Consider the following 25,001-nt stretch of genomic DNA (forward strand, 5'->3'; position numbering starts at 1 on the left):
ATGGCCACCTATAAAAAACCTTCATCGAAAATATGGTCGGGCAGAACCTCTGCACAACAGCTCTACCTACATGAGAAAGTGCAGTGTCTCCCCATAACCAAAATTGAAAAACAAACACAAAAAAGCTTTGCCGTTCTAGGTTATGCCTGTGATGAGGGGGTCAAACGAAACCAAGGTCGCATTGGCGCGAAAGACGGTCCATACCATATTCGAAAGGCATTGGGCAAAATGCCCAACCATCTGCCAAATGAGATGGCGCTTTTAGACTTTGGTGATGTAGTATGCGCAGACGGCGATATGGAGGCTGCCCAACAGCAACTTACCGATCATACCGCCAAACTTTTGGCATCAGGTACTTTTCCGATACTATTGGGCGGTGGACATGACATCGCCTATGGCCACTATAACGGAATCAAAAAATATTTGATCTCTGAAAAACGGAGACCTTCGATAGGCATCATCAACTTTGATGCACATTTCGACCTCAGAGATGATATCAACGGAGCAAATTCGGGTACCCCCTTTTACCAAATTGCCAACGAAAATGACCCTTTTCACTATCTATGTCTGGGTATTCGAAAAGATGCCAATGACCGAATGCTGTTTCAAACCGCCCACGAATTGGACACTAAGTTTTTGGAGCGCGAAACGTTTCGAATGCAATTTGTCGATGAAATCAATAAATGGATCATCGCTTTTCTAAAGGGTGTCGACCAGGTTTACGTTACCATAGATCTTGATGGCTTTTCTTCGGCCTTTGCCCCAGGGGTCAGTGCTGCCTCACCTATGGGCTATTCACAAGATATCGTATTGGAGTCGTTGAAAACCATTCTGGCCTCTGAAAAATTGATTTCGTTGGATATCGCAGAGATGAACCCAAGATATGATGTTGACGGGCGTACCGCCAAACTGGCCGCTTCCATAATGCATTACCTCATTCACAATATGTGATGAACAAAAAAAGCCTTCCGTTAAGGAAAGCCTTTCATTGGTAGACACCTATTAAGTGTCACAACCTGTTCCGAGTTCTTCGGAACCAACACAACGGGGCAAAGATATGAAAGAAATGCGAAGTACGAAATGGGAAGTGGGAAGTACGAAGTGGGAAGTGCGAAGTGGGAAGTGCGAATAGCGGAGTGCGAAGTACGAAGTGGGAAGTACGAAGTGGGAAGTACGAAGTGGGAAGTGCGAAGTGCGAAATGGGAAGTGCGAATAGCGAACTGTGAAGTACGAAATGCGAAATTAGGCTTATGGATTCAGCGTTGTGCATTATAAAAAACCCCGAACCTTGAACCTCCTACATTGAACAACAGAACCCTCTTTACCGATGGTTTTCCCAGATCAAAGCGGCGGCACCACAAATGGCGGCATCTTTGCCGGGCATGCCCGATGTCATTATCTTTACTTTTCCTTTGTAAACATCCAATAAAAATTCCTCAAAATATACTTTCAACGGATCGGTCAACCATTTTCCACTTTGCATAAGTCCCCCCATCAAAACAAAGGCTTCAGGCTGGGTAAAAGCGGTAAAATTGGCCAATGCCTGAGCCATGATCTTGGCGGTAAAATCAAAGGCCTTCAAGGCTATGGGGTCCCCTTCTTCGGCAGCCTTTGTGATCTCTTCGCCATGAAGTCCATTGTACGATATATCCCTGAATTTACTGTCATCCATATATTTGCTCAGCATGAACATGATGGTTCTCTTGAGTCCCGTTGCCGAAACATAGGCCTCAAGACCGCCCGGTACGCCCAATCCGGTCATGCGTCCATCACCAATGGTCATATCGATATGGCCAAGCTCACCCGCAAAACCATCATAACCATCGATAAGTTGGCCATTGGCCACTATACCGGCGCCAAATCCGGTTCCCAAGGTAACAATGATGAAATCGGTCATGTTTCTGCCATTGCCAAAGAGCATCTCGCCCAAGGCAGCTGCACTGGCATCATTCATGATGCGCATGGGCATCGGCATTTTTTCCTTAAACTTTTCAAGAATGGGAGTAGAGCCTTTCCAAAGCAGATTGGCGGCATTTTCAATGGTTCCCTTTTTGCTTGAAGCGTTTGGGGCACCGATACCGCAGCCCAGTATATTGGCCTCGACATCCAATTCGCCCAACAACGAATCCACAACACCTTTGGCTTGGTCGAGATAAGCATTCAGGTCTGGGTATTCTTTGGTTCTGAAATTCTTTTTGATCAAACAGTTCCCGTCTTTGTCAACGAGTCCGATCTTTGTTTTTGTACCGCCAATATCGATTCCGATTACCAAATCCATAGTCATAAGCTTTTGCCCTAAAAATAATTCATTTGTTAGTTTTTTTGATATTTTTAGAAATGTTTCTCTTACGCTGACATTCATTGTATTATTTAGGAATAGATTTAGGGAGTTCATCCATCAAGATTGCCCTTGTTGAAAGTACCAATGGCAAAAGCTTGGAAGTGGTACAGGTGCCCGAGACCGAAATGGGCATGGATTCGCCCCAAAAGGGATGGGCCGAACAAGATCCTGAGATTTGGTGGCAATTGGTCTGCGAGGGAATACAAAAAATCAAAGCAGTGACAGGAGTTGCGCCGAAAGATATTGAAGCCATCGGCATCGCCTATCAAATGCACGGGCTGGTCATTGTCGATGAGGATGGAAAACCCCTGCGAAAGTCCATTATCTGGTGTGATGGCAGGGCCGTCGAAATCGGCAGGGAAGCCTACGGCGCTATTGGGGAAACCTATTGCGATGCACATTTACTGAATTCCCCGGCAAATTTTACCGCTTCAAAATTGGCCTGGGTAAAACAGCATGAACCAACCATTTATGATAGGGTCTATAAATTTATGTTGCCGGGCGACTATATCGCCTATCGTTTTTCAAACACGATCAACACGACCATATCTGGTCTTTCAGAAGGTATTTTTTGGGATTTCAAGCAAGATGGGGTTTCGAAAGCGGTTTTAGACCACTTCAAAATTTCCAGTGAAACCATGCCCGAAATCGTTCCGACCTTTGGCATTCAAAGTACGGTTTTTGGCAAAGGGGCTGAAGAAAGTGGCCTGCTTGAAGGCACCTCAATTCTTTATAGGGCCGGCGACCAACCCAATAATGCGCTTTCATTGAATGTGTTACGGCCCGGCGAGGTAGCGGCCACGGGGGGCACTTCGGGAGTGATGTACGCCGTCACCGATAACCTGTCCGTGACCGAATGTGCAAGGGTCAACAACTTTGCCCATGTCAACTATGAAACAGGAAAACAAAAAAATATCGGCAAGCTGCTCTGTATCAATGGCGCTGGAATTCAATATCGCTGGTTGCTGAACAATCTTTCGGTTTCTTCTTATGAAGAAATGAACCGAATGGCATCAGAAATAGAGATCGGGTCAGATGGTGTTTGCCTCGTTCCTTTCGGCAACGGTGCCGAACGTATGTTGCTGAACCGGGACATCGGAACCAGGATCGTCAACCTCAGCTTGAACAGGCACCATAAGGGGCATCTCTGCAGGGCGGCATTGGAGGGCATTGCCTTTTCTTTTGTCTATGGGTTTGAGATCATGCAAAAAGATGGCATCGAGCCAAAGGTCATACGGGCGGGCAACGACAATCTCTTCCGTTCCGAAATCTTTTCGAATACTATTGTGGCCCTCATTGAAAAAGAGATTGAAATTTATGACACTACCGGAGCGATCGGTGCGGCAAGGGCCTGTGCCCTAGAAAATGGGGACTATGCGAATTTTTCTTCCTTTATGAAAGATGACCATATCTTGACTTATTCACCCAAGGGTGATAACAGCCCCTATAAAAAAGCTTATGAACTTTGGAAAAAAGAACTGAACTTGATTTTAAATAACTAAAAACACGGCAATGGCAGTACTGGGCAACACCGAATATTTCAAGGGAATCGGGGAAATACAATATGAAGGCAAAGATTCAGACAATCCCCTGGCATACAAGTTTTACGATCCCGAGCTAATGGTAGCGGGCAAGACCATGCGAGAACACTTCAAATTTGCCATGGCCTACTGGCATACACTGTGCGGTACCGGCGGAGATCCCTTTGGGCCCGGAACCAAAGATTTTCCCTGGGCGACAGCTTCCGATCCTTTGGAGGCCGCCAAAGAGAAAGCGGATGCCGCCTTTGAGTTCATCACCAAAATGGGCTTTGATTACTATTGTTTTCACGACTATGATTTGGTCGATGAAGCGAATACACTGGCAGAATCGGAAAAAAGGGTCCTGCAAACGGTCGATTACCTAAAGGAAAAAATGAAGGCTTCGGGTGTAAAGCTCTTATGGGGAACGGCGAACCTTTTTTCACACCCAAGATATATGAACGGTGCCGCTTCAAACCCCAACTTTGATGTGGTGGCGAGAGCGGGGGCCCAATTAAAGGTCGCGCTGGATGCCACTATCGAACTCAATGGTGAAAACTACGTGTTCTGGGGTGGCCGTGAAGGCTATATGTCACTTTTGAACACCAACATGAAATTAGAGCAGGACAATATTGGCCGTTTTATGCGAATGGCAAGGGACTATGCGCGTTCGCAAGGTTTTAAGGGCACCTTCTTCATCGAGCCCAAGCCCATGGAGCCCTCAAAGCACCAGTACGATTTTGATGCGGCGACTTCCATCAACTTCATCAGGGAACAGGGTCTTGAAAATGATTTCAAATTGAACATCGAGGTGAACCATGCCACGCTGGCACAGCATACCTTTCAACACGAACTGCAAGTGGCGGCCAATGCCGGAATGCTGGGGAGCATCGATGCCAACCGCGGTGATTACCAAAACGGATGGGACACCGACCAGTTTCCCAACAACATTCTCGAAACGGCAGAGGCCATGCTGGTATTCTTAAAAGCTGGGGGGCTTCAGGGCGGCGGTATCAACTTTGATGCGAAAACACGAAGAAACTCAACAGACCTAGAAGATATATTCATAGCACATATCGGCGGTGCCGACACCTTTGCCAGAGGTTTGTTGGTGGCCGATGCGGTAATCAACCATTCGAATTATGAAGCGTTGCTCAACAATCGTTACGCTTCCTTTGGTTCAGGAAAAGGTGCCGATTTCATTGCAGAAAAACTGACCTTAAACGAGTTAGCAGCGTATGCCAAATCACGGGCAGAGCCTGAACAGATCAGTGGAAAACAAGAATTGTATGAGAATATGCTGAACCAGTATCTTTAAAGAAACAGCCTCCAACTTTGGTAGGGAGCTTTTTTTGGACTCCCTTCAAAGCCCCCCTTTTAACAAAGTTTACCATTTCTGACTATTTGTTTGATAACATTGGGGATTGGATCAATCGTTTTTTGAACTTGAGATTACACCCCCTAAGACAACCGATCGATCAACATTCCAAAACCTCCAATAAGAATTTGAGTATTTGATTGATTATCTTTAGAGACAACTAAAATTCATGAAAATGAAAAACTATATAGCCCTATTGCTTATTGTAGGTTTAGTAATTCTTGGATCCTGCAGATCAAAAAGCGAAAGTAATACTGTATCAGAGGAAGTTCACGAAGAACTTGCCGTAAAGGTAAAAGGAGAAGAGGTGACCTATGCTACCGATTCGACCAATCTTAAGGGATACATTGCATATGACATCAACACTGAAGGAAAGCGCCCTGGCGTATTGATTGTCCATGAATGGTGGGGGCATAATGATTATGTACGCCAACGAGCAGATATGTTGGCTGAACTTGGATATACTGCAATGGCTGTTGATATGTATGGTGATGGAAAACTGGCAGATCATCCTGATGATGCAGGAAAGTTTGCGAAGAGTGTTATGACAAATCTGCCAGAAGCCACGGCCCGTTTTAATGCGGCCATGAATTTATTACGATCCCATGCTTCGGTAGACGGGGAAAAGATAGGAGCCATAGGGTATTGTTTTGGGGGCAGTGTGGTATTGACAATGGCCAATTCAGGGGCAGATTTAGACGCGGTCGCGGCCTTTCATAGTGGGGTTCAACTACCAGTAATGCCCAACAAAGAGCTTAAGGCCAAAGTTTTGGTCTGCAACGGGGCAGATGATCCGTTTATAAGCCCAGAATCTGTGGTCGCATTTAAAAGTGCTCTAGATTCAATCAATGCCGATTATAAATATGTATCATACCCAGGTGTAAAACACAGTTTTACCAGTAAGGAGGCAGATGCCAATGGCGAGAAGTTCGGATTGCCTTTGGCATACGATGCAGATGCGGACGGAAAGTCTTGGGCAAGTTTACAACAGTTATTTTCAGAAGCGTTTTAGAGAAGTCTGGTTTCAATTTACTTAATTGCCGATCAAGAGTTTTTTAGACTTTCATCTATGTATAAGCTATCGTTTTAATGCGATTTATACACTATTGGCATCCGTATTTATTCCTTAAACTGTATTGACTTCAGGGGTACGGTATATTCTATTCTTTGATTATCATGTATATCCCAGGTCTCCATTATAATTTCGGTATTCCCATCATTCCATTGAATGGTGATCAATCCGAAATGATTGTCCATTATGGGGCCTTCGATTCTGTTGTTATTGGGAGCTGCAAATTTCCAGGTAGAGGAAAGGCCACTTGAGGTAAAATCAAAGATTGGATAGAAGTCTGTTTCTAGTTTTGATATTTCAGAATAATGAACATCTCCAGAAATAAATAAAACACCACTCGCTTTTGTACTTTTGATCAGGTCTAGCATTCGCTTTCTCTCATGGGGAAAATTGGCCCATGCCTCATATCCATTCCATTCTATTCCAAATTGGGTTCCAGAACCGATGATCTTTATGTCTGAAGGCACTTGCAACTCTTTTTCCAACCAATTCCATTGTTCTTCACCCAATAATGTTGGGGTTGCTTCTGTATGGGGGGCATAGTCTTTCTTGTAAAAATCATATCTATCGTCATGGTCGAATTCTCCCCCATATGGCTTTAGATCATCTCTAAAAGTTCTGCCATCAAGTAATATTATTTGAAGCGTATTGTCTCCATAATCATATAGGTAAGAATGATATATGCCTTTGTGTTCTCTCCTTTGCGAAGATTCGGGTTCTTCAAAGAAGTCAAGAAATATCTGCTTTGATTCTTCTTTATAAGGATACGATTTTCCAATATCGTTCCATCCATAATCATGATCATCCCATGTTGCCAAAATTGGCACTTGGCTCTTTAGGTTTTTATAGGACGGTTTGGCACCCAATAGTTGATATTTTGCCCGTAGAGTGTCCATTTCTTTTGTGTCGCCGTAGATATTATCACCCAAAAAAATAAACATATCAGGGCTATGCTCGGTTACCGTATTGAATATCGGAAGTGGGTGGTCTTCATGACCACAAGAACCAAAGGCAATTTTTGTTGTTTTGAAATCGGTCTTGGCTTTCGTTGAATCTGCACATGAATAAAGAACCAAGAAAGAGATGCAGGCTACCGCTAATTTTGTTTTCATGTTTATTTTATTGTTGTCAACGGACAATTATATGTGGAGTATGACCACAGGGAATAACCTGCCATATATAATGTTGGCCATAGTTTTTATTACCTAAATTTCCGTTTTTTGAACGATTACGACAAATAGCAAACTGGCCTATTTGCCACTATTTAATTCGACATTCTTTACTGTCTCTTCTAACCATTTATAGAATTCTCTTTGCCAGACTAAGCTGTTTTGGGCTGAAAGCACCCAGTGGTTTTCTTCCGGGAAAAATAAAAGTCTTGATTTTATGCCTTGCAGCTGGGCAGCCTGAAAAGCTTCCAATCCCTGTCCAATTGGCACCCTAAAATCTTTTCCTCCTTGAATGATCAAGATGGGTGTATCCCATTTGTCCACAAAGTTTATCGGATTAAATTCGGTATAAGATCTTTGAGCGGCAGTATTTTCATTATCCCAATAAGCTCCACCGAGATCCCAATTCACAAAAAATAATTCTTCGGTGGTTCCATACATTGATCTCCAATTGAAAATGCCATCGTGGGAAATAAATGACTTAAATCTACCATCGTGTCTTGAAGCCAAATAAAAAACAGAGTATCCTCCATAACTTGCCCCAATGCAACCCAATCTATCTGTATCCACATATGTTTCTTTTGCAACGTCATCAATTGCAGAAAGGTAATCGTCCATATTTTGTCCACCATAATCTTTTGAGATTTGTTCGTTCCATTCGACACCGAAACCGGGCATACCTCTTCTGTTGGGGGCGACGACGATGTAACCATTTGCGGCCATAAGTTGAAAGTTCCATCTGAAAGAATAAAACTGGGACAAAGCACCTTGGGGTCCGCCTTGACAATAAAGAAGCGTGGGATATTTTTTGGTCGGGTCAAAATCTGGAGGATAAATCACCCAGGTAACCATATCTTTTCCATCGGTTGTTTTGACCATTCTCTTTTCTATTTTAGACATTTTGATGTCTTCATATATTTTATCATTTGCTTCAGACAATTGTTTCATTTCACCAGTTCTGACATTCAGATTATAAATTTCGGTTGCATGATTCATATCTCTTCTATACACAATTAAATGATCCCCACTTTGACCTATAATACCATTTACATCAAATTGACCTTCAGAAATTTGTTTAGGCCTTGACTTGGTTTTCTTATCAACTGGAACATCGATTTGAAAGACATGAACTGTTCCACCAACTGGAGCATTATAATAAATCTTTGATTCATCTTCGCTCCAAATAAACCCATTGACAGTACCATCCCAGTCTTTGGTAAGATTCACGTCTCCTTCAGGTAACCTAACGATTATGTCATTCTTATCGGACTCATAACCATCTCTTTGCATTTGCAACCAAGCGAGGGTGCCTTTGGAAGAAAATGCAGGATGTGTATCATACCCTTTATTGTTTTCTGTAAGGTTGGTTGTTTGTTTTGTTTCTATGTTATACTCATAGATATCTGAATTAGTGCTGACAGCATATTCGGTGCCGGCCAATTTTTTAGTGACGTACAATACTTTTTTAGAATCGGGACTCCATATATAATCTTCATCGCCACCAAATGGTTTCTGAGGACAATCAAACGGTCTCCCTTCCATCAAGTCAATTCCACTATCTGGGGTTTCGGTTGCAGATTGTAAAAATATATGGCTATAGGATCCATCTTCCCAAGTATCCCAGTGTCTGTAGTTGAGTTGATCATATATGAAAACATTTGAATTGGGAACGTCATTATAATGATCACTGCCATTTACTTTCTCGAGTTTCACTTCTTTGGCGATCAACTTCCATTTTCCGTCGGCGGATACATTTTTATCTTTCACCTGCTGCCCAACTTCACCCAAAAATTCCTCCGGGCCTCCACCATGTACGGAAACTGAAAATGTTTTACTCGAGCGCTCATTTGTCTTTAAATCAAAAGATGATGTTTTGTAAATTACTTGTTTCCCGTCATTGCTTAGGCCCAAAGCCGAAACTCTATTTAATTCAATTAGCTGCTCTGGTGTCATTACTTTAGATTGGCCGATTCCATAAGCAACAATAAAGATGTTACATAGTGTTAATATCAAAATCTTTTTCATTATCAATATTGTTAAAGTTTCGATGGTGAAGTTAAGGAATTGCATCAAACCTAAATACAGTTTTCATTATATCTAAACCATGCCAAGGGAATTAATATAATAGCCTTCTGATCATTATTAATGCAGGTTGTTTTACAATTTTTTGAATTGTGGCCAATGGTCTCTGCCATGATTTCGGCTGGCGAAATCTGTAAGGATTTTCCAATTCAGATGGTATTTAGAGCTATCCAGTAATACTCTTTGATTAAGGTTTTTTTTTCAAGGGCTTTGGGCCTACGTATGGGATTACTTATTTAAATTGAGCACAACGCAAGAGTATAGGGCATATGATCTATATATCTTCTGTAGGTGGAACTTTTACAGTGATTATTTTGATACGGTCCATGTACAAACGGCATTACGGTCGATTTTCTATTATTGACTTTCTTACTTCATATTTTGCGTAGGGTATATTTTTTGTACTTTGATTCTCGTTTTTGTTCCGTAAGGTTTGATTTCAAGCGATTCCTGCTGTGAAAGTACAACATACATTTCATCATGATTTTATGAAAATTGACAACAGATTTCTTTTGGTTTTCATGTTTCTTCTACAAGGGTTATTTGCTCAAGAGCATGATACCATTAGGGCCAATGACTATTACCTAAAGGCGAGAGAATATGGAGATGCCGCCAACTACAAGAGTTCTATAGCCCATTATAAAAAAGCTAGGGACAGCTACAAAAAGGCATTGCATTGGTCTGGTTATATAAAATCATTGAACGGATTGGGCGCATGCCATACGCTGTTGTCAGAACATGATCAAGCCCAAGAATATCTACAATTGGCACTTTTAGTTGGGCTTGACAAACTGGGAGAAGTGCCGGAGATAGGAGATACATATCAAAACCTTGGATTTGATTGGAGTAGACAAGGGCAGTATGAAAAACAATTTGACTGTTATAATAGAGCATTGCAAATCAGACTGGACATATTCGGGGAAGCCCACCCTAAAGTGGCCCAGACCTACAGTAGCTTATCGGTCAGTTTCAAGTATCTAGGTGATTATGAAAATGCGCTAAAAACTGCCAAAAAAGGATTGGATATCCGCCTAAATTCGCTTGGTTCCAACGATTTTAGCCTCTCCCAAGATTATACCAATATCGGGGCCATTTACTTAAGTAAAGGAGAATTCAAAAATGCCCAAGAATATTTTGAGCGGGCTTTGGATGTGATGGACAGCGCTTCTGGAGAGCAGAATCAATTTAAGGCCATTGGATACTCCAATTTAGGAAAATCGTTGGATGCTCAAGGACAATATGACAAGGCCATAGTGGCCTATGAAAATGCTTTGGAGGTATTGATTCAGATACTTGATGAAAAGCACGTATATGCCGGTATCTTCTACAATAATCTTGGAGCAGCATGGCATAACAATGGCAATGCAGCAAAGGCCTTGAACTATCATGAAAATGCACTGAATATATTTACCTCTGCGCTATCTAGACACCATCCTTATGTGGCCACCACCTATATTAACATGGGCAAAAGTTTTGGAGCGCTTAAAAAAGAAGCAAAGGCCCTTGAATATTTTAATAAGGGCTTGACCATTCAAGACAAGGTCATTGGCCCCGACCATCCTGAATATGCAAATACTTGTTACCTCATTGGGTCGTATTTTGCAAAACTTGGCCAATGGAACAATGCGCTATCCCATTTTCAAAAAGGTATGGCCGGCCTGTCAAAGCATTTTGATGAAGCCAACATCTATGCGAACCCTTCTCCCAAACAGGTTGCGACAAAGAACATTCTTTTAGACCTGTTGGCCGCAAAAGCGACGGTTTTATTGTCCCGTTATCAAAAAGGCGCACAAAACACCTTGGATCTTGAGGGCAGTCTTGCCACCTGTAAAACAGCTTTGCAATTGATTGATCAGCTCAAATTTGAGATTACCTCAACCATCTCTAAACAAGAATTCATAGAAAAATCAATCCCCGTATACGAAAGATTGATTGAAGTTTCCCATGAATTATTTAAGCAGAACGGCAATCAGGAACATTTAAAACAGGCTTTCGAATTTTCTGAAAAAAGTAAGGCGTTCCTTTTATTGCAAGAACTCAAGTATTCTGAGATCAAGAAGTACGCCAGAATTCCGGATAGTATTATTGATCAAGAAAAAAAACTTAACATAAGATCCGCGTTTTATAAAGGTGAACTCTATTCAGCGATACAGCAAAAAGATTCAATAAAGGCAAAAACGCATAGAGAAAACCTTTTACGAACAAGAACAGCCTATGAAGCCGTCAGAAAGGAAATCGAAAATGGATACAGCCGGTATCAACATTTAAAATATGGGACCAAAGAATTTTCTGTAGCCGATGTCCAAGAAAAACTATTGGATGATCAAAGTCTACTTTTAGAATTTTTTACGGGAAAAGACCAGCTATACCTCTTCACCATTACAAAAAATGATTTTAAGGTCTTCACCATAAAAAAAACGGTATCATACGAAAAATGGATTCAGGATTTCAGGGAAGGGCTTACCAACTACCAACTGGTAATTGATGCCAACCCAAAAACCAAGCAAACATTTGTCGAAGCTGCCCATGAACTATATGGGATGCTATTGCGTAAGTCGTTGGATACGTTAAAACAATCCATAAAAAGAATCATTGTGGTTCCGGATGGGGAGTTGAGTTATCTGAATTTTGAATCCTTGATAACAAAATCCCCCTCGAACTTGAGGAGCTTTAAATACAAAGACATGGCTTATCTGATAAAGGATTATGCCATAAGTTATGCCTATTCGTCCACATTTCTCAGAAATACCATGGAAGCTACCCTATTCAACACCAGCGAAACGACAAGGTCAGCTTTTGGAGGATACGCACCGAAATATACATCACCCATCACAATGCCTGCGATTGATATTGGCATTGAAAAAATCGCTGACAATGAAGCCGTTGACATCATTACTTTACCAGGAGCGGAGAGGGAAGTTCGCAGCTTAGCTGAAAAACTGAACGGCAAGGCCTGGTTGGGTTCTTCGGCTACTGAAAAGACATTCAAAGAAACAGCCCATGGCTATCAAATACTACATCTTGCCATGCACGGACTTTTGAATGACACCGATCCCATGTTCTCAAAATTGCTGTTCGACCAAGATAAAGAAAGTGCTGAGGATGGCTATTTGAACGCAGCCGAAATCTATAATTTAGAGCTCAATGCCGATTTGGCCGTGCTCAGCGCATGTGAAAGCGGATATGGAAAAATAAACAAGGGAGAAGGTATGATGAGCCTATCACGTGCGTTCGCGTATGCAGGATGCCCAAGTTTGGTCGCCAGTTTATGGAAAGTACCCGATGAAACCACGGTTTCACCAATGATTGATTTTTATGATTACCTAATAGAAGGCTTGCCCATTGATAAAGCCTTACAAAAATCAAAATTGGATTATCTTCAAAATATTGAAAACCCGCTGTACGAACATCCCTATTTTTGGGCGGGTTTCGTTGTTCATGGAAACACTGGGCCATTGAATATCGAACCGTCAAGACCAAAAGGGTATACATATGCCGTAGTGGCACTTTTGACCGGACTAATTGCACTGTTTTTGGTCAGAAAAAGAAAACCGATGACAAAATCATCTGTTTAGCTTGCCCAGTAATTTTTGAGCTTCTTCCACCTTGTACCCTTCAATGCGCTCGAGAATTTGTTTGCAAAGTGTTTTTTGATCGTTCTGTAAATAAGCTAGACTTAAGTACCACAGCCCTTGCTCCATAAATGGATTTTCGCTTTCCACTACTTTTTGCAAATGGGAAATCGCCATACCGGGCCTGGGGTTTTCCAAATATAGATAGCATAGACCTGTATAGAAATGTGCCATGGCAAGTGTCTCTTTTCGTTCGATGATAGCTTCGAGGGATGTTATGGCCCCATAATAATCTTGGTTTCCATATAGAAGGGCGACTTGATTCCAAAGGGTGGTGTTTTGGTCAACATCTCCCCGCGCAACAGGTGGTTTGTCATAGGGTATTGAAAGATATTCGTTCAACAATGTGGTTTCAGATTTTGTGCCATTGACCACAAGTAAGGTAGGGATTACCAAAAGGAGTACAACCGCTGCAACCCGTGAGATACGAAGCCATAATGGGCGTGCTTCTGGTTTGACCGATGGTTCCTGCAGGGCAGGGTCCAAAACATCCAATATCCCTTTTTTGGTTTCCAGTAGATAGTTTTCAAGATTCTCCCTGTCCCTTCCGTATGTTTGATAGTACCATATAATACCATCGACAATTTCTGAACACTCACTACTTTTTTCAATATAGCTCTCGACCTTCTCTCTGGACTTAGCATCTAAAATACCATCCACATAGTCAATCAGTACTTCAAAACTGATAGATTCATCATTAGTTGAAAAGTCATTCATAAGAACTGTATTAACTATTTGCAAAGTTTTTCATTTCCGACATCAATTTTTTTCGAATAATGGACTTTTTATTGTCTACTGTTTTTCTTTGTAGCGAAAGCCGCTGGGCTATTTCCTCACTGTTATATCCTTCACAATGAAGGCTCCATAATTCATATTCTCCATCGGTCAGACAAGAGCGGTACATCTTGGTAATATCTTCGGCTCCTAGCTTATGAAAAACTTCAGGCTTCACCGCTATTCCATTGATTGATGAAGCAGCATTTTCGACACTTTTTATTTTGTTCTGCTTGGTATACATGTCTATCCAAGCATTTGAGGCCACCTTATACAGATATGCCTTGAAGTTCTTAATGCCTTTTTTGTGTTTTGTCATCTTGAGCCAGGTTTCTTGTGCTATTTCCCTGGCTACTTCCCTATCCCTGGTTTTCCCGAGCAAGAACATGAGCAATGGATCATTGAATCTATTTATCAGTTCCTTTAGCGCAGACCTATCTCCCTGTAAATAATTGCTCCATAAAACATCGGCATCATCATTTCGATTAGGTCTACCCATTGAGGTCTAGGTGTCAGTTTAATGACTACAAAATAGCTAAAATTTTCCCGACGATTTTTTTGACCGGCCGGCAATTTTGTGGGGCCATCGGGAAAAAATCGCCCTTTTCAGAGTCTATAGATTAGGCATAGTATGCACTGAATGCAGAGATGATAAAAAAAGAAGAGCGCATTCATACCACACTACTTTAGGGCATGAACACGATTAAAAGGGATATTATGATAAAATATGCAGTTTTTATGATGTTGGTTTTCGCCTGGGCATTCGAGGGGATCGCACAAACACAAGATCGAACCCACTTTCCCAAAGCCAAAATATACCTGCAAGACCATAAAGTCTTTAACGCAAAGAATCTCACTATTACCGGGGCAGAGGCATCCTTTCTTGATTCAAATGCTGAAAAGCAGCAAACCATCATGGTAGATGAGATAGATTTTATCAAAATACCGAAGGGAAACCATGCTTTGATCGGAGCATCTTTTGGCGCGGCCACAGGAGCGTTAAGTTCTCTACTCATAGACCTGGATACCGATCCCTTGGGCCGCCCACGGGAAAAGGACGCCGGGTTTTATCTGGCAATGACCGGGGGAGGTGCCGCTTTGGGTGCGTTGATAGGACTTCTTGTCCCTAAATGGAAATCTGTATACCTGAACAAGAAATCTGCCGGATTGTACGTGCCCCTGAAATTTGATGTCTCATCAGAAATGGGAGTAGCAACAATTAAAATCACCATGAAAATATGAAACTCCATTTCCCTTTTACGATTGTCTTGGTCTTATGTATTTGTGCAACATCTTTTGGACAAAAATGTAAGTACTCAGAAAAAAGGGTACGCAAGGCAAACAAACATTTTGAAAACGAAAAAATTGTAAAGGCGACCAAACTAAAACCTTTGTTCTCTAAATTCAGTCAGGCCGCATCAGCCAACTTTGTCAGGTCAGAAGAACGGTACTATTTATCACTGGTTTTGGTTCGCGAGTTGGGTCGGAGAATAGATGTTTTAAAAGACAACCCGCTAATAGTGAAATTTCAAGATGACGAGATTATCACATTATATCCTGATAGAACCCTACTCGGCAAGTTTACCATACCGGTAACAACAGAAATCAACAGGCCATATTACGAAGTAAGCGCTGAGCAGCTGCAAAGGTTCGCCTCCCAACCTGTGGCCTATGTCAAGGTTTATTTTTCCTCTGATAAAGTTTCCGAAGAGAAAATGGGGCGTGATGAGCTAGGCACCTTCTTTGACTATGAAATACGCAACAAAAACCTGCAGGCCAGTTTAATGGAACCCGCTAAATGTATTAATCAATAGGGAACTGGACCCTATCAATCACATCTTTATGAAATCTCTTTTCCAATATTTCGCAATAGTTCTTTTAGTATTTTCCCTTTCCTGCTCTTCAGATGGTGAAGGTGGCAATTGCAGTATTAGCTGTGGAGGTATTGGTACCAGTCAACCTTTTGTGCAGACCAATCATCCGTTTGTCTCGGAATCAAGGTGTGTAGAGATCGCCAAAGAAAAACAGGGCAGTGCCTGTAAGGCATCCTATTGCCCTCCAACCGGAAATCCGGATGACTGTTATCAAGTGTATCCTTAATTCTGAACATCCCCAAAGTTCAATATAAGGTTCCTTTTACTTGCTCTAAGCAGTAGGTTATCCATAGCTGAAGCAAAGCTTTTAAGAATCTCGTAAAACCTTGAAATTAATGACACTTCCACAAAACTATGATCGTGCTTAAAATAAGTGTTCAATCTATATCTTGACGTAAAGAACTATTTTGTGTAATCACCCTTGGCATAAGAAGCCAAAATGCCACTATTCGGGGATTTGCAGTTGTTCGGAAAATCAAAGAAATAGATGCATTTGGGCAAACCATTGGTAAAGGTGATTCTTACCGAGCCCGTGCTCGTGCCCCCAAATCCTTTGTATCTGTAGTTGGCCATCAATTCTTTAGCCCTGCCACTGTTATCTCGGTATTCTTTTACATTTGAAATGCTTCCTGGCAGATATCGATTGAAGCCCCAGGTCCTGGCCTGGTCGGTCACCAAGTCATCAACCAACTTATTGAAATTCTGCGACCCCGAAGGCCCCCCAGACTTTTTCATTTTCACATATTTACTGGCTTCCTGCATTCGAATTGCTGGTTTATTCAGTGCAAACAAGTTTAAATTCTTCTCAAAGCGCCGAATGGCTTGGCTTCTACATGGATTGAGCCTAAAAATTATAGCCATATCATTTTTCAGGCCCTTGGCCTTATGCATTAAATCAACTGAATTGCCCAGGGCATTGGGATCGGCCACCATTCCAAGCGTTTTTCGGAGTGCATCGGAACTTTGAAGTCGCTCTACGGCCAGCTTTGCACTATACAGTTCGGGTCGCGCATAAAGCCCGGTACCCACCGTTTTCCATTGTACACAAACCCTACTGGTCTCAACTCCATAACCGTTAGTGGTGACCTCCTCCATGGCGCATACCTGTTCCATAATTTCTACTTTATCAGCTGGCAAGACATCCGGGCATTGACGGCCAAAAGCCCTTAAGTATTGCTCGAAGATCATTATGAACTGTAGGTCTTCCCTTGTCATGTCAAGCTGTTCAAAATGACCCCTGAAGATATGATCGAAAAACTCTGCATAGTAAAGTCCGTCGGTATTCAATTCAAGGGATTGTAGGGACGAATCAGGGGCAACCTGACCATCTATGGAAACCGGAAGAAAGGAGGTCATGGATACCAAAGCCAAACCTATTAAAAAAGCGCTTTTTACCTTCATAGCATTCAATTTTCCTTATAAATCAATTGCCGCATGTCTAAGCTTCCGATATTTTGAGTCAGTTGAACATCTTCAAAAACTTCAATGATAGGGTCTTCAAAATGATAACTAAAAGTGGGGAAAAAAAGAAATTTGTTTGCCTCGTCGATTCCCTCGAAAACCACTTTGACCTTTGACACCATTTGAAGGTTTCTATACCGGTCGGTCACAAGTTTTTCAGCTCGATCTGAAGCAATTTTAAACAACACCTTCCCCTTGATGTATTGAACTTGATTTGTTTTATTGAGCATTTGTTGTCCATATTCGGTTTTGGGCTGGAAATCAAAAAAGTAGTTCTCTCGGGTGCTATTATAATCCAGGCCATAACTGTACTGCATTTTGTGGGGTAGTGATATCCAAAAACCGTTGTTGTCGAAATCATAGGTTCCCACGTCTTTGAACTGCTGAACCAAATAAAGCGTTTGGGTTCCATCTGAAAAGAAAGATGTACTCCAGGCTAAAATCTGATCTAGATGCTTATCCACAAAATCAACATACTTCTCATTTTCTCTAAAATCGTCCGCTCTGAATCCGCCCCATTTATTGACAATGCGACAGTTGCCCGAACTGTTCTCAGGGTTGCAAAAATATTGCTGTTTCAGGGTTTCGGTACCATTGGCAAAAACAAAATTTAGCAGCATTTGCTGTGCTTTGTGGGATTTGAACTCTTCTTCGTTCAATGTTTGGGGTCTGGGCGTCAGGGCCGTTTTGTCCATGGACTTGAAAAGGTCGTTTAGAAGATTTATTTGCGTCAATTGCATAAATCCTGAATAGCCTGCCTCCATTAACTTCCGCTTGGCCTGCGACTCAGGTGTAAGATCAGGACGGTTGCCTGTCTTTAGATAAAAATCGCAGGAACCAAACCTAGGAAGGCCTTTGTATTGTTGTACATTGATGTCTGCAAATAATGCACTTGGAGACTTGTAGGTTAAGAATTCTGCATTGTCCCAGTCGGTACTGGATTTTGACCGCTCTTGCCGCCAACCTTCGTTTATACCATCGGGAATGTTTTCCGCCAAGGCTGCGTTTTCACTAAAAAACTGCCCACTTATAGTCTTGGGCAACGAGAAAAATAGGAAAGTGACGATAATTGTGATTGGCATTTTGGTCATGGCACTAATATTTTGAAACAAGTTTGTTACTATTCAGTTCTCCAATTTTTTCTGTCAATTGAACGTCTTTGTATACCTCCAAAACATCCCCCTCCAATTCGTACTCAAACTGTATACGGGGCTTTCCCTGTGCAACAAGTGTAGGTAGCATGTTAACTTTGTTTACCAAGAACACCGCCATTCTGTCCTGCAAACCAAGAGACTTTGCCTTATCAGGGGCCATTGGTAACAGAATTTTTTTGTGGTCGTTCCCTTTGAGTATCTTCTCGCCCTCGGTATAGGCCAGAAATTGTGCATGTGGCGGCATTGAACCGATGCCTGAACCTTTTGGGGCAATCCAATATCCCTTGCTTTTAAAATCATACTTTCCGACGATGCGGGTTTGGGTAACGTAATAGGCGGTCTGCTTGCCTTCTTCGTAAAAACTATCCGCCCAACTCTGTAAAGAAGGAAAAAGGTTTTCCAAAAAATATTTGTAACTCCTAAGTTGGCGGAATTCATTGTTCCTGCTTCCTCCCCAATGACCAAGAAATTTTCGCTCTCCTGCCGCATTATTGAATTGACAACTGTTTTGCCTACTGCTCATCGGCTGTTTGACTGTACGTGAGTCAGGATCGCAAAAATGCTCCATTAACACATCGTCAGAACAAATGAAGCCAGCTAGGGTCAGTAAATGGCGTTGTGCCACAGATGAATTAATGGCTGCCTGCTCGTTGGGGTTGCTGTACATGTCTAATTTAGAGCGGTTCATATCGTCAAGAATCGCTTTCATGAATTTCAGCTCTACCAAAGCGATGTAGGCCTTATTGGTGGTGGGTGTAGTTACCCCCCTTCTATAGTACAAGTCACCATATCTGGGCAAGCCCTTGTGCGATTGTATCACCAAATCAATGAAATCGTTGGTTGGAGCTGAATATCTTAGCACCTCGTCATCTTGTGCCTGTACCTGAGATGTATGAAAGGAAAACAGGCAGAAAAAAAAGGTTTTGAATACCAGTATAGGTCGCCGTAAAATCATTGTTCACTCATCTTTATATTAATACCTGGTCTTAGTAATCATCGAATTGATATCAATTACGCTTAGTTTTTGGGTAAGGCTATCGTCCTTAAAAACTTCAATTTTGAGACTGCTAAGGCTGAATAAGGTTTTTAGCTGATTTGCTTTATAGTTCTCAATTCCTTCAAAGGAAGCCACCACACCAAAGACTACGAATAAAAATTGGTGCTTTTCAGCAAGTTTTTCGGCCTTATCACGGGGGAGCTTCAACAATATTTGGCAGCCCTTGGGACTGGCCAGTGTTCGCTCTGCCGAATTGCTCGGTTGAAAATTGTGCCACCTCAACAAAAAATCGGTGTTATAGAAGGCATCGGTGTTCAACCAAAACCCCCTATTTTTAAAATCATATTCGCCCAGCAGTACCTTGCCCACAAAATAGCCCTCAGCTGAATTTTGCTTATGTATTTCGTTGCCCCATTGCCGTATTTTGGGAAATAGTTCCCCTACAAAAGTCGTATAGGCACGAAGTTGTTGAAATTCAGAAGCACCTTTACCTCCCCAGCCGAACAGGCTTCTGGGTTCATTGTAATAACCATCTTCCCTGAATTTGGAGTCGCAGTCTTCCGCTTTTTGGTTACAGAAAAACCGTCTCTTTTGTGCCTTGGAGCACAATGCATTGGCAAGCGCTAAAGTCTGCTGCTGCCCTGCGTAGGATTTCAGCTCCTTCTCGTACATGTTCTGTGTTCTCTTGGTCAGGAACTCCCTATCCATAGCACTAAAGATTTCTTCCTGAAATCTGATTTTTAGCAACTCTACAAAAGCCTGCCTGCTCAAGATATTGTGGCTTGTTTTCTTTTCTGCCTCTGAAAATGCCTCGCCCCTGTTATCTACAAAGCTGCCATCGACATTTAAATAATAGTTGTCCTGTTCCCCAAAGCGAAGCTTGTCATTGTGGGTCTGAAGACTCAAATCGATAAATTCTGAAGAGGGTGAGTCGTATATTACCTCCCTCACCAGCTGAGCCAAACCTATCTCAGAGTACATAAACAATAGCATGCAGAAACAAAAGCCTTTGAAATATATCATGGGGTCTTTAGAATTAAATCGTTCAGTGATAGGGCACTTAGCGGTTTTGTGAGAGCAAGATCCTCGTAAATCTCAATTTCAGGGCTCTCATGTGCATATTTGAACTCTATTGGTTGTGCGGCATTGTCTATTGCCTTGCCAGCGTGCTGTACCTTAATTTTTTTTACCAGATAAAGCGTGGTAATCCCCTCAGTCTGGTAGCGTTCCGCAGTTTCTTCATCCATTTTTAGCAAAAACTGTAGCGCATTTCCCCTACCCAGTTTGTTTTTCAAGTTATTTTCATAGGGTGCTTTAGGTTCGAAAACGATCCGCATATCACGGGCCTTGCCCATGGAAAATACATTGTTCATTCCAAAACTGTGGCTTACCCAATACCCTTTTCGTTCAAAATCGTATTGCCTGCCGAAGGAAACAGAAGACACATGATAACCCACGACCTGATCATCTTCGAAAAAGGTCTTTGCCCACTCCTGTAGCGGGCCAAGATATTTTGAAGTAAAGGCCTTATAATTTCGGAGTCTTTCAAATTCGTTCCTGCCCTTTCCCAGATTTTGGCAAACTTCAGCATGACAGATGCTGGATGCCAGTCTTGTTCGAAGAAAGCTTTGTAGAAACACAGAATTGCGATGGGCCTTGGTGCTATTTCCAGCCATAGGTGTCAATCGTTCCGTATCGAGGTCGGCCATCAGCGGGGCAAGATACTTTAAACGTACCATCAGTGAGTAATTGGAAAGTCCGGTTCTGACCGTTTTGATCTTCTCTCTAATTTCAGGGGAATAGGACGTTCTCGTCGCCTTGGTTCTGGCGGGCAAATAGTTGTCAAAAACTCCAAATCTGGGTAAATCTTTATGAGTCTGAAGGTGTATGGTGGCGAAATCGTCTTGATTTGGATTTATGGTCATTAGTCCTCCGCTGTCCTGGGCAGCTAAGGTCGTAATAGCCCCGAAGCCTAAAATCAAGAACAAGCAAAGGTTGACAGTTCGTTTCATATGGCATTTTATTCAAAAAGAGCCTTCTAAACATCTTAAAACAATAAAAGATAACCATAAGCAGTGAACTGGGCCATGCCGAATTATTCAATGATGGGTTTTGCGTTATGAACGTTGCTTTTGCTAACAGAAGCGTTAAAAAGGAATTTCTTTGACCCTGAAGTTCTTAGGTATAAAAAAATGTAAATTTGGAGGAGATCCAATGAGACCCGAATGAACAGAAATCTGATCGTTTTCTTTTTCTTGGCCTCCTCTTTTTGTGCCGCCCAGGAACCTGTTTTGGATTCGCTAAAAAGTGTTTTACAAACGCAAACCAAGAAAGATTCCATCAGAGCTAAAACACTTTTGGGCATAGCGGAAGAAATGACATATTCAGACCCTGAAAATGCCTTTCCCTATACCGACGAGGCATTAGAAATCAACAAAAGCCTACAGTGGTCAAAAGGTGAAGCCATGGCACTACGCCAGAAAGGAAACCTTTACTATGTCGTAGCAGACAATTTAAATGCGCTTGAGACTTATCAGAAGGCCCTGCAATTGAGCCGGAAAATACAGGACAAAGATCTTGAAAACACCTTACTGAGCAATATTGGTAACATCTATGCCGATTTGAAAGAATATGACAAGGCACTTGAAAATTACAATGCCTTTTTATCAGCCGCCCGGGTTTCCAAAAATGTTCCCAATCAAATCAGAGGGCTTTCCAATATTGGCATAGTATACAACGATCTTGAGAATTTTGAAGAAGGTCTTTTCTATCTTGAAAGTGCCCTAAAGCTTGCCAAACAAGAAAAAAACCAATTTTTTCAGGCCGCCATCATAAACAATCTTGCCCTAGGATATAAGGGCATGGGCCAATACGAAGAGTCACTTTCAAAATACAAGGCGGCGGCGGCCTTAGCGAAAGAATTGGGGAACACCTATATTTTGGCCTCGGCCTTGAACAGTATTGGCAAGGTGAACATCTTACTCGGCAATTACGGGGCCGCCAGTAAGGCCGGGCAAGAGGCCCTGGAGCTCTCAAGGGAAATTGGAGCCATTGAGTGGCAAGCCGATTCATGGCAGGTCTTGAGCACGGTATATGAAAAAAGTGACAAGCCCTTAGAAGCTCTGAACGCGTATAAGCGGCATATCGCATTTAGGGACAGTGTTCTGAATGAAGAGAAAAGGTCAGAACTGACCCGTAAAGAGATGTTGTTCACCATGGAAAAGCAGCGGGCCGCGGCAGAAAGCGAACTAAAAAGAGAGCAACTGATCAAGAACGGCTATCTGATGGGTGCCGTACTTCTGGGAATTATAGCTGCTATTGGATATTTGCTCTACAAGCGAAGAAGAGATGCCAAAGAAGCCCAAAAAATTGCAGATTTTAAGGCCAAGGTTTCCGAAACTGAGCTCAAGGCATTACGGTCACAAATGAACCCACATTTTATTTTCAATTCGCTAAACTCTATAAGCGACTTTCTTGCCAAAAACGATGTGGGGCAAGCCAATGACTATTTGATAAAATTCGCCAAGCTAACAAGGGCGATTCTTGAGAATTCAGAAAAGAAATGGATTCCCATCGCAGAGGATCTGAATTTGATGGAGTTGTATATGCAAATCGAAAGCCTGCGGCTGCGCAAAAAATTTACGTACTCGATTGATGTGGATGAAACTATTGACCAAGAAGATACGATGATCCCTCCTTTGATCCTTCAGCCTTTTGTTGAGAACAGTATTTGGCATGGCATTGCCAAAAAAGAAGAAGGGGGTCATATCTCCATTGTCCTTAAAAAAGAAGATGATATGGTTTTATGTGTTGTTGAGGACAATGGTGTGGGCAGGCCTTCCACGGTACCCGTATCCTTAAAAAAGAGCTCTTTGGGATTAAAAATTACCGCAAGTCGGCTTGATATCATCAATAAACTCAAGAATACCCGTGGTTCTTTAAAAATGATCGATAAAACCGAGGGGCTTCGGGTCGAATTAAAGCTACCTTTGGAATTTCAATTTTGATATGAAAAAACTCTCGGCCATTATTGTTGATGATGAGCAGCATTGCACAGACCGATTGCTGTTGCTGCTCGAAGAGCATTCCGAGACCATAGAAGTAGCCGCGACCTGTAGCGATATTGAGGAGGCCAAAGCGCATATTGAAAACGAAAAGCCCGATATTGTTTTTTTGGATGTACAGTTACATGAGCAAACAGGTTTTGATTTACTGGCCCAAATAGAGGCTGTGGATTTTGAGGTCATTTTTACCACCGCTTTTGACAGTTACGCCATTAAAGCGTTTAAATTCTCGGCACTTGATTATCTATTAAAACCGTTAGACCGTGAGGATCTAAATGCTGCAATAGATAGGCTGAAAACTCAAAAAGGACTTAAGAATGCTTCTCGAAAAATAGAGACGTTGCTTTATAATTTCAACAAAAACATTCATCAAGAAAAGCATCTGGCCGTGCCCACCTTGGAGGGACTTGATATGATAGCGGTCAAGAACATTACCCATCTGCAGTCAGATGCCAACTATACCCATATCCACATTCTCCCCAGTAAAAAAATCACCGCTCCCAAAAACCTAAAATACTTTGAGGATATTTTGGACGAGAATTTGTTTTTTAGGATACACAAATCACATCTGGTGAACCTATCCTTTATCAATTCGTATTTGAAAGGTAAAGGTGGTTATGTGGTACTAACGGATGGCACAAAGCTTGAGGTGGCCGTTCGCAGAAAAGAGGAATTGCTCAAAAGATTGAATACCATGAATTAATCTGAGACCGAGACTTCATTATGCTAAAGCTCTTTCAACAGACCTTCAACTATTAAAATTTCTTTACATATCGATTGTAACTCCCCTAAAACGTTTGCTCTATAGAACTTTAAAGAATTTGATTGATAAATCGTTGGGCCAAACCGAATCTGGATTTAGCAACAAAACTATAACATAAAGCCAGTAGCGTTGGCTCGAAGGAAATGAAGTGCCTTAGACATTTGATTTTCTACGGTTTTTACAGATATTCCCATATCCAAAGCAATTTCTTTGTATTTCTTTTTCTCCAATTTATTTTGAATGAATATTTCCTTACAACGTGGTGGCAATTGGTCTATTAACCTGTTTAGCCTTTCCATTTTGAAATCATAAAGATCTTCTTCCAATGTTGCCTCTGAAATAACTTCCCACCTTATTTTATCCAAGGTATCGAATTTAATCTTTTGGCTTCTAATGTGCTGTAAAAATCGATTATGGCAAGTTTTGAAAAGATAGCTCTTGAGCGACGTGGTGATGATTATCGACTTTCGTTTCTCCCACAGTCCGACAATGGCATCTTGAATGATATCTTCGGCCAAAGACCGGTCAGCACAGAGATTGAAAATGTAATTACAGAGCCACTCATAGTATTCAGAGAACAAATGCCGATAGGCCTTTTCCCTGCCTTTTCGCAGACCATTTATCAGTTTTTTTTCGTCCATATGCAATGGGCAGTAGTAACTCAAATCTAATAAAAATTAAAAAAACATAGGGGTTTTTTATGATTTCAGCATCATTAAG

21 protein-coding genes are annotated in these 25,001 nt (G+C 41.8%); 10 read left to right on the forward strand and 11 right to left on the reverse strand.

All coding sequences use genetic code 11. The features are described from left to right. Window positions 1–951, forward strand: coding sequence for a formimidoylglutamase (gene hutG / locus L0P89_RS04850; RefSeq protein WP_235267275.1), 951 nt, complete (start codon window positions 1–3; stop codon window positions 949–951). Between the two features lie 370 nt (window positions 952–1,321). Here hutG and L0P89_RS04855 read toward each other — a convergent pair whose 3' ends face one another. After that, on the reverse strand, window positions 1,322–2,278 hold the full coding sequence (locus tag L0P89_RS04855; protein ID WP_235267276.1) for an ROK family protein: 957 nt from the start codon (window positions 2,276–2,278) through the stop codon (window positions 1,322–1,324). A gap of 83 nt (window positions 2,279–2,361) precedes the next feature. Between L0P89_RS04855 and L0P89_RS04860 the strand changes: the two genes are divergently transcribed. From L0P89_RS04860 to L0P89_RS04870, 3 genes are all read left to right on the forward strand, one after another. Further along, complete coding sequence (locus L0P89_RS04860; RefSeq protein ID WP_235267277.1) at window positions 2,362–3,843, forward strand: xylulokinase; 1,482 nt, start codon at window positions 2,362–2,364, stop codon at window positions 3,841–3,843. Between the two features lie 10 nt (window positions 3,844–3,853). Further along, window positions 3,854–5,179, forward strand: a complete 1,326-nt coding sequence (gene xylA, locus L0P89_RS04865; RefSeq protein ID WP_235267278.1) for a xylose isomerase — start codon at window positions 3,854–3,856, stop codon at window positions 5,177–5,179. Window positions 5,180–5,414: 235 nt separating this feature from the next. Beyond that, the gene (locus tag L0P89_RS04870; RefSeq protein WP_235267279.1) at window positions 5,415–6,251 is read left to right on the forward strand and encodes a dienelactone hydrolase family protein; all 837 of its coding nucleotides are present in this window, start codon (window positions 5,415–5,417) and stop codon (window positions 6,249–6,251) included. A 107-nt stretch (window positions 6,252–6,358) separates the two neighbouring features. On the opposite strand, the gene L0P89_RS04875 is transcribed toward L0P89_RS04870, so the two are convergent. Together L0P89_RS04875 and L0P89_RS04880 are read right to left on the reverse strand one after the other, a co-directional pair. After that, window positions 6,359–7,423, reverse strand: a complete 1,065-nt coding sequence (locus L0P89_RS04875; protein ID WP_235267280.1) for an alkaline phosphatase D family protein — start codon at window positions 7,421–7,423, stop codon at window positions 6,359–6,361. Between the two features lie 138 nt (window positions 7,424–7,561). Further along, window positions 7,562–9,505 (reverse strand): S9 family peptidase, encoded by a 1,944-nt coding sequence (locus tag L0P89_RS04880; RefSeq protein ID WP_235267281.1) that lies wholly within the window; start codon window positions 9,503–9,505, stop codon window positions 7,562–7,564. Between the two features lie 545 nt (window positions 9,506–10,050). On the opposite strand from L0P89_RS04880, the gene L0P89_RS04885 reads away from it, so the two are divergent. Then, on the forward strand, window positions 10,051–13,137 hold the full coding sequence (locus tag L0P89_RS04885; protein WP_235267282.1) for a CHAT domain-containing protein: 3,087 nt from the start codon (window positions 10,051–10,053) through the stop codon (window positions 13,135–13,137). On the opposite strand, the gene L0P89_RS04890 is transcribed toward L0P89_RS04885, so the two are convergent. Further along, window positions 13,126–13,911, reverse strand: a complete 786-nt coding sequence (locus L0P89_RS04890; protein ID WP_235267283.1) for a hypothetical protein — start codon at window positions 13,909–13,911, stop codon at window positions 13,126–13,128. The genes L0P89_RS04885 and L0P89_RS04890 overlap by 12 nt on opposite strands. Before the next feature lie 10 nt (window positions 13,912–13,921). Further along, entirely contained in the window at window positions 13,922–14,467 is a 546-nt protein-coding gene (locus L0P89_RS04895; RefSeq protein WP_235267284.1) for an RNA polymerase sigma factor, read from the reverse strand. Window positions 14,468–14,685: 218 nt separating this feature from the next. Here L0P89_RS04895 and L0P89_RS04900 point away from each other — a divergent pair, with 218 nt between their 5' ends. The 3 genes from L0P89_RS04900 to L0P89_RS04910 all read left to right on the forward strand — a co-directional run bounded on the left by L0P89_RS04900 (window position 14,686) and on the right by L0P89_RS04910 (window position 16,068). Then, a complete protein-coding gene (locus L0P89_RS04900) occupies window positions 14,686–15,210 on the forward strand; it encodes a hypothetical protein (protein WP_235267285.1) in 525 nt (174 codons plus the stop codon). 149 nt (window positions 15,211–15,359) lie between these two features. Further along, complete coding sequence (locus L0P89_RS04905) at window positions 15,360–15,782, forward strand: hypothetical protein (protein ID WP_235267286.1); 423 nt, start codon at window positions 15,360–15,362, stop codon at window positions 15,780–15,782. Window positions 15,783–15,810: 28 nt separating this feature from the next. Then, window positions 15,811–16,068, forward strand: a complete 258-nt coding sequence (locus tag L0P89_RS04910; RefSeq protein WP_235267287.1) for a hypothetical protein — start codon at window positions 15,811–15,813, stop codon at window positions 16,066–16,068. A gap of 176 nt (window positions 16,069–16,244) precedes the next feature. Here the strand turns inward: L0P89_RS04910 and L0P89_RS04915 are convergent, their stop codons facing one another. From L0P89_RS04915 to L0P89_RS04935, 5 genes are read right to left on the reverse strand one after another with little or no spacing between them, the layout of a single operon-like run. Next, entirely contained in the window at window positions 16,245–17,243 is a 999-nt protein-coding gene (locus tag L0P89_RS04915) for a hypothetical protein (RefSeq protein ID WP_235267288.1), read from the reverse strand. A 5-nt stretch (window positions 17,244–17,248) separates the two neighbouring features. Beyond that, window positions 17,249–18,394: a hypothetical protein gene (locus tag L0P89_RS04920; protein ID WP_235267289.1), complete on the reverse strand. Its 1,146-nt coding sequence runs from the start codon at window positions 18,392–18,394 to the stop codon at window positions 17,249–17,251. Window positions 18,395–18,398: 4 nt separating this feature from the next. After that, the gene (locus tag L0P89_RS04925; RefSeq protein ID WP_235267290.1) at window positions 18,399–19,412 is read right to left on the reverse strand and encodes a hypothetical protein; all 1,014 of its coding nucleotides are present in this window, start codon (window positions 19,410–19,412) and stop codon (window positions 18,399–18,401) included. A gap of 18 nt (window positions 19,413–19,430) precedes the next feature. Then, complete coding sequence (locus L0P89_RS04930) at window positions 19,431–20,435, reverse strand: hypothetical protein (RefSeq protein ID WP_235267291.1); 1,005 nt, start codon at window positions 20,433–20,435, stop codon at window positions 19,431–19,433. Between the two features lie 38 nt (window positions 20,436–20,473). Next, on the reverse strand, window positions 20,474–21,466 hold the full coding sequence (locus tag L0P89_RS04935) for a hypothetical protein (protein ID WP_235267292.1): 993 nt from the start codon (window positions 21,464–21,466) through the stop codon (window positions 20,474–20,476). 213 nt (window positions 21,467–21,679) lie between these two features. Between L0P89_RS04935 and L0P89_RS04940 the strand changes: the two genes are divergently transcribed. Beyond that, window positions 21,680–23,461 carry a tetratricopeptide repeat protein gene (locus L0P89_RS04940; protein WP_235267293.1) on the forward strand — a complete coding sequence of 594 codons (1,782 nt, stop codon included), beginning with the start codon at window positions 21,680–21,682 and terminating at the stop codon, window positions 23,459–23,461. Window position 23,462: 1 nt separating this feature from the next. Further along, the gene (locus L0P89_RS04945; RefSeq protein ID WP_235267294.1) at window positions 23,463–24,221 is read left to right on the forward strand and encodes a LytR/AlgR family response regulator transcription factor; all 759 of its coding nucleotides are present in this window, start codon (window positions 23,463–23,465) and stop codon (window positions 24,219–24,221) included. Between the two features lie 167 nt (window positions 24,222–24,388). Here L0P89_RS04945 and L0P89_RS04950 read toward each other — a convergent pair whose 3' ends face one another. Then, on the reverse strand, window positions 24,389–24,922 hold the full coding sequence (locus tag L0P89_RS04950) for an RNA polymerase sigma-70 factor (RefSeq protein WP_235267295.1): 534 nt from the start codon (window positions 24,920–24,922) through the stop codon (window positions 24,389–24,391). Window positions 24,923–25,001: the final 79 nt, after the last annotated feature.

The sequence above is a fragment of the Muricauda sp. SCSIO 65647 genome (assembly GCF_021534965.1).
Lineage (GTDB): Bacteria > Bacteroidota > Bacteroidia > Flavobacteriales > Flavobacteriaceae > Flagellimonas_A.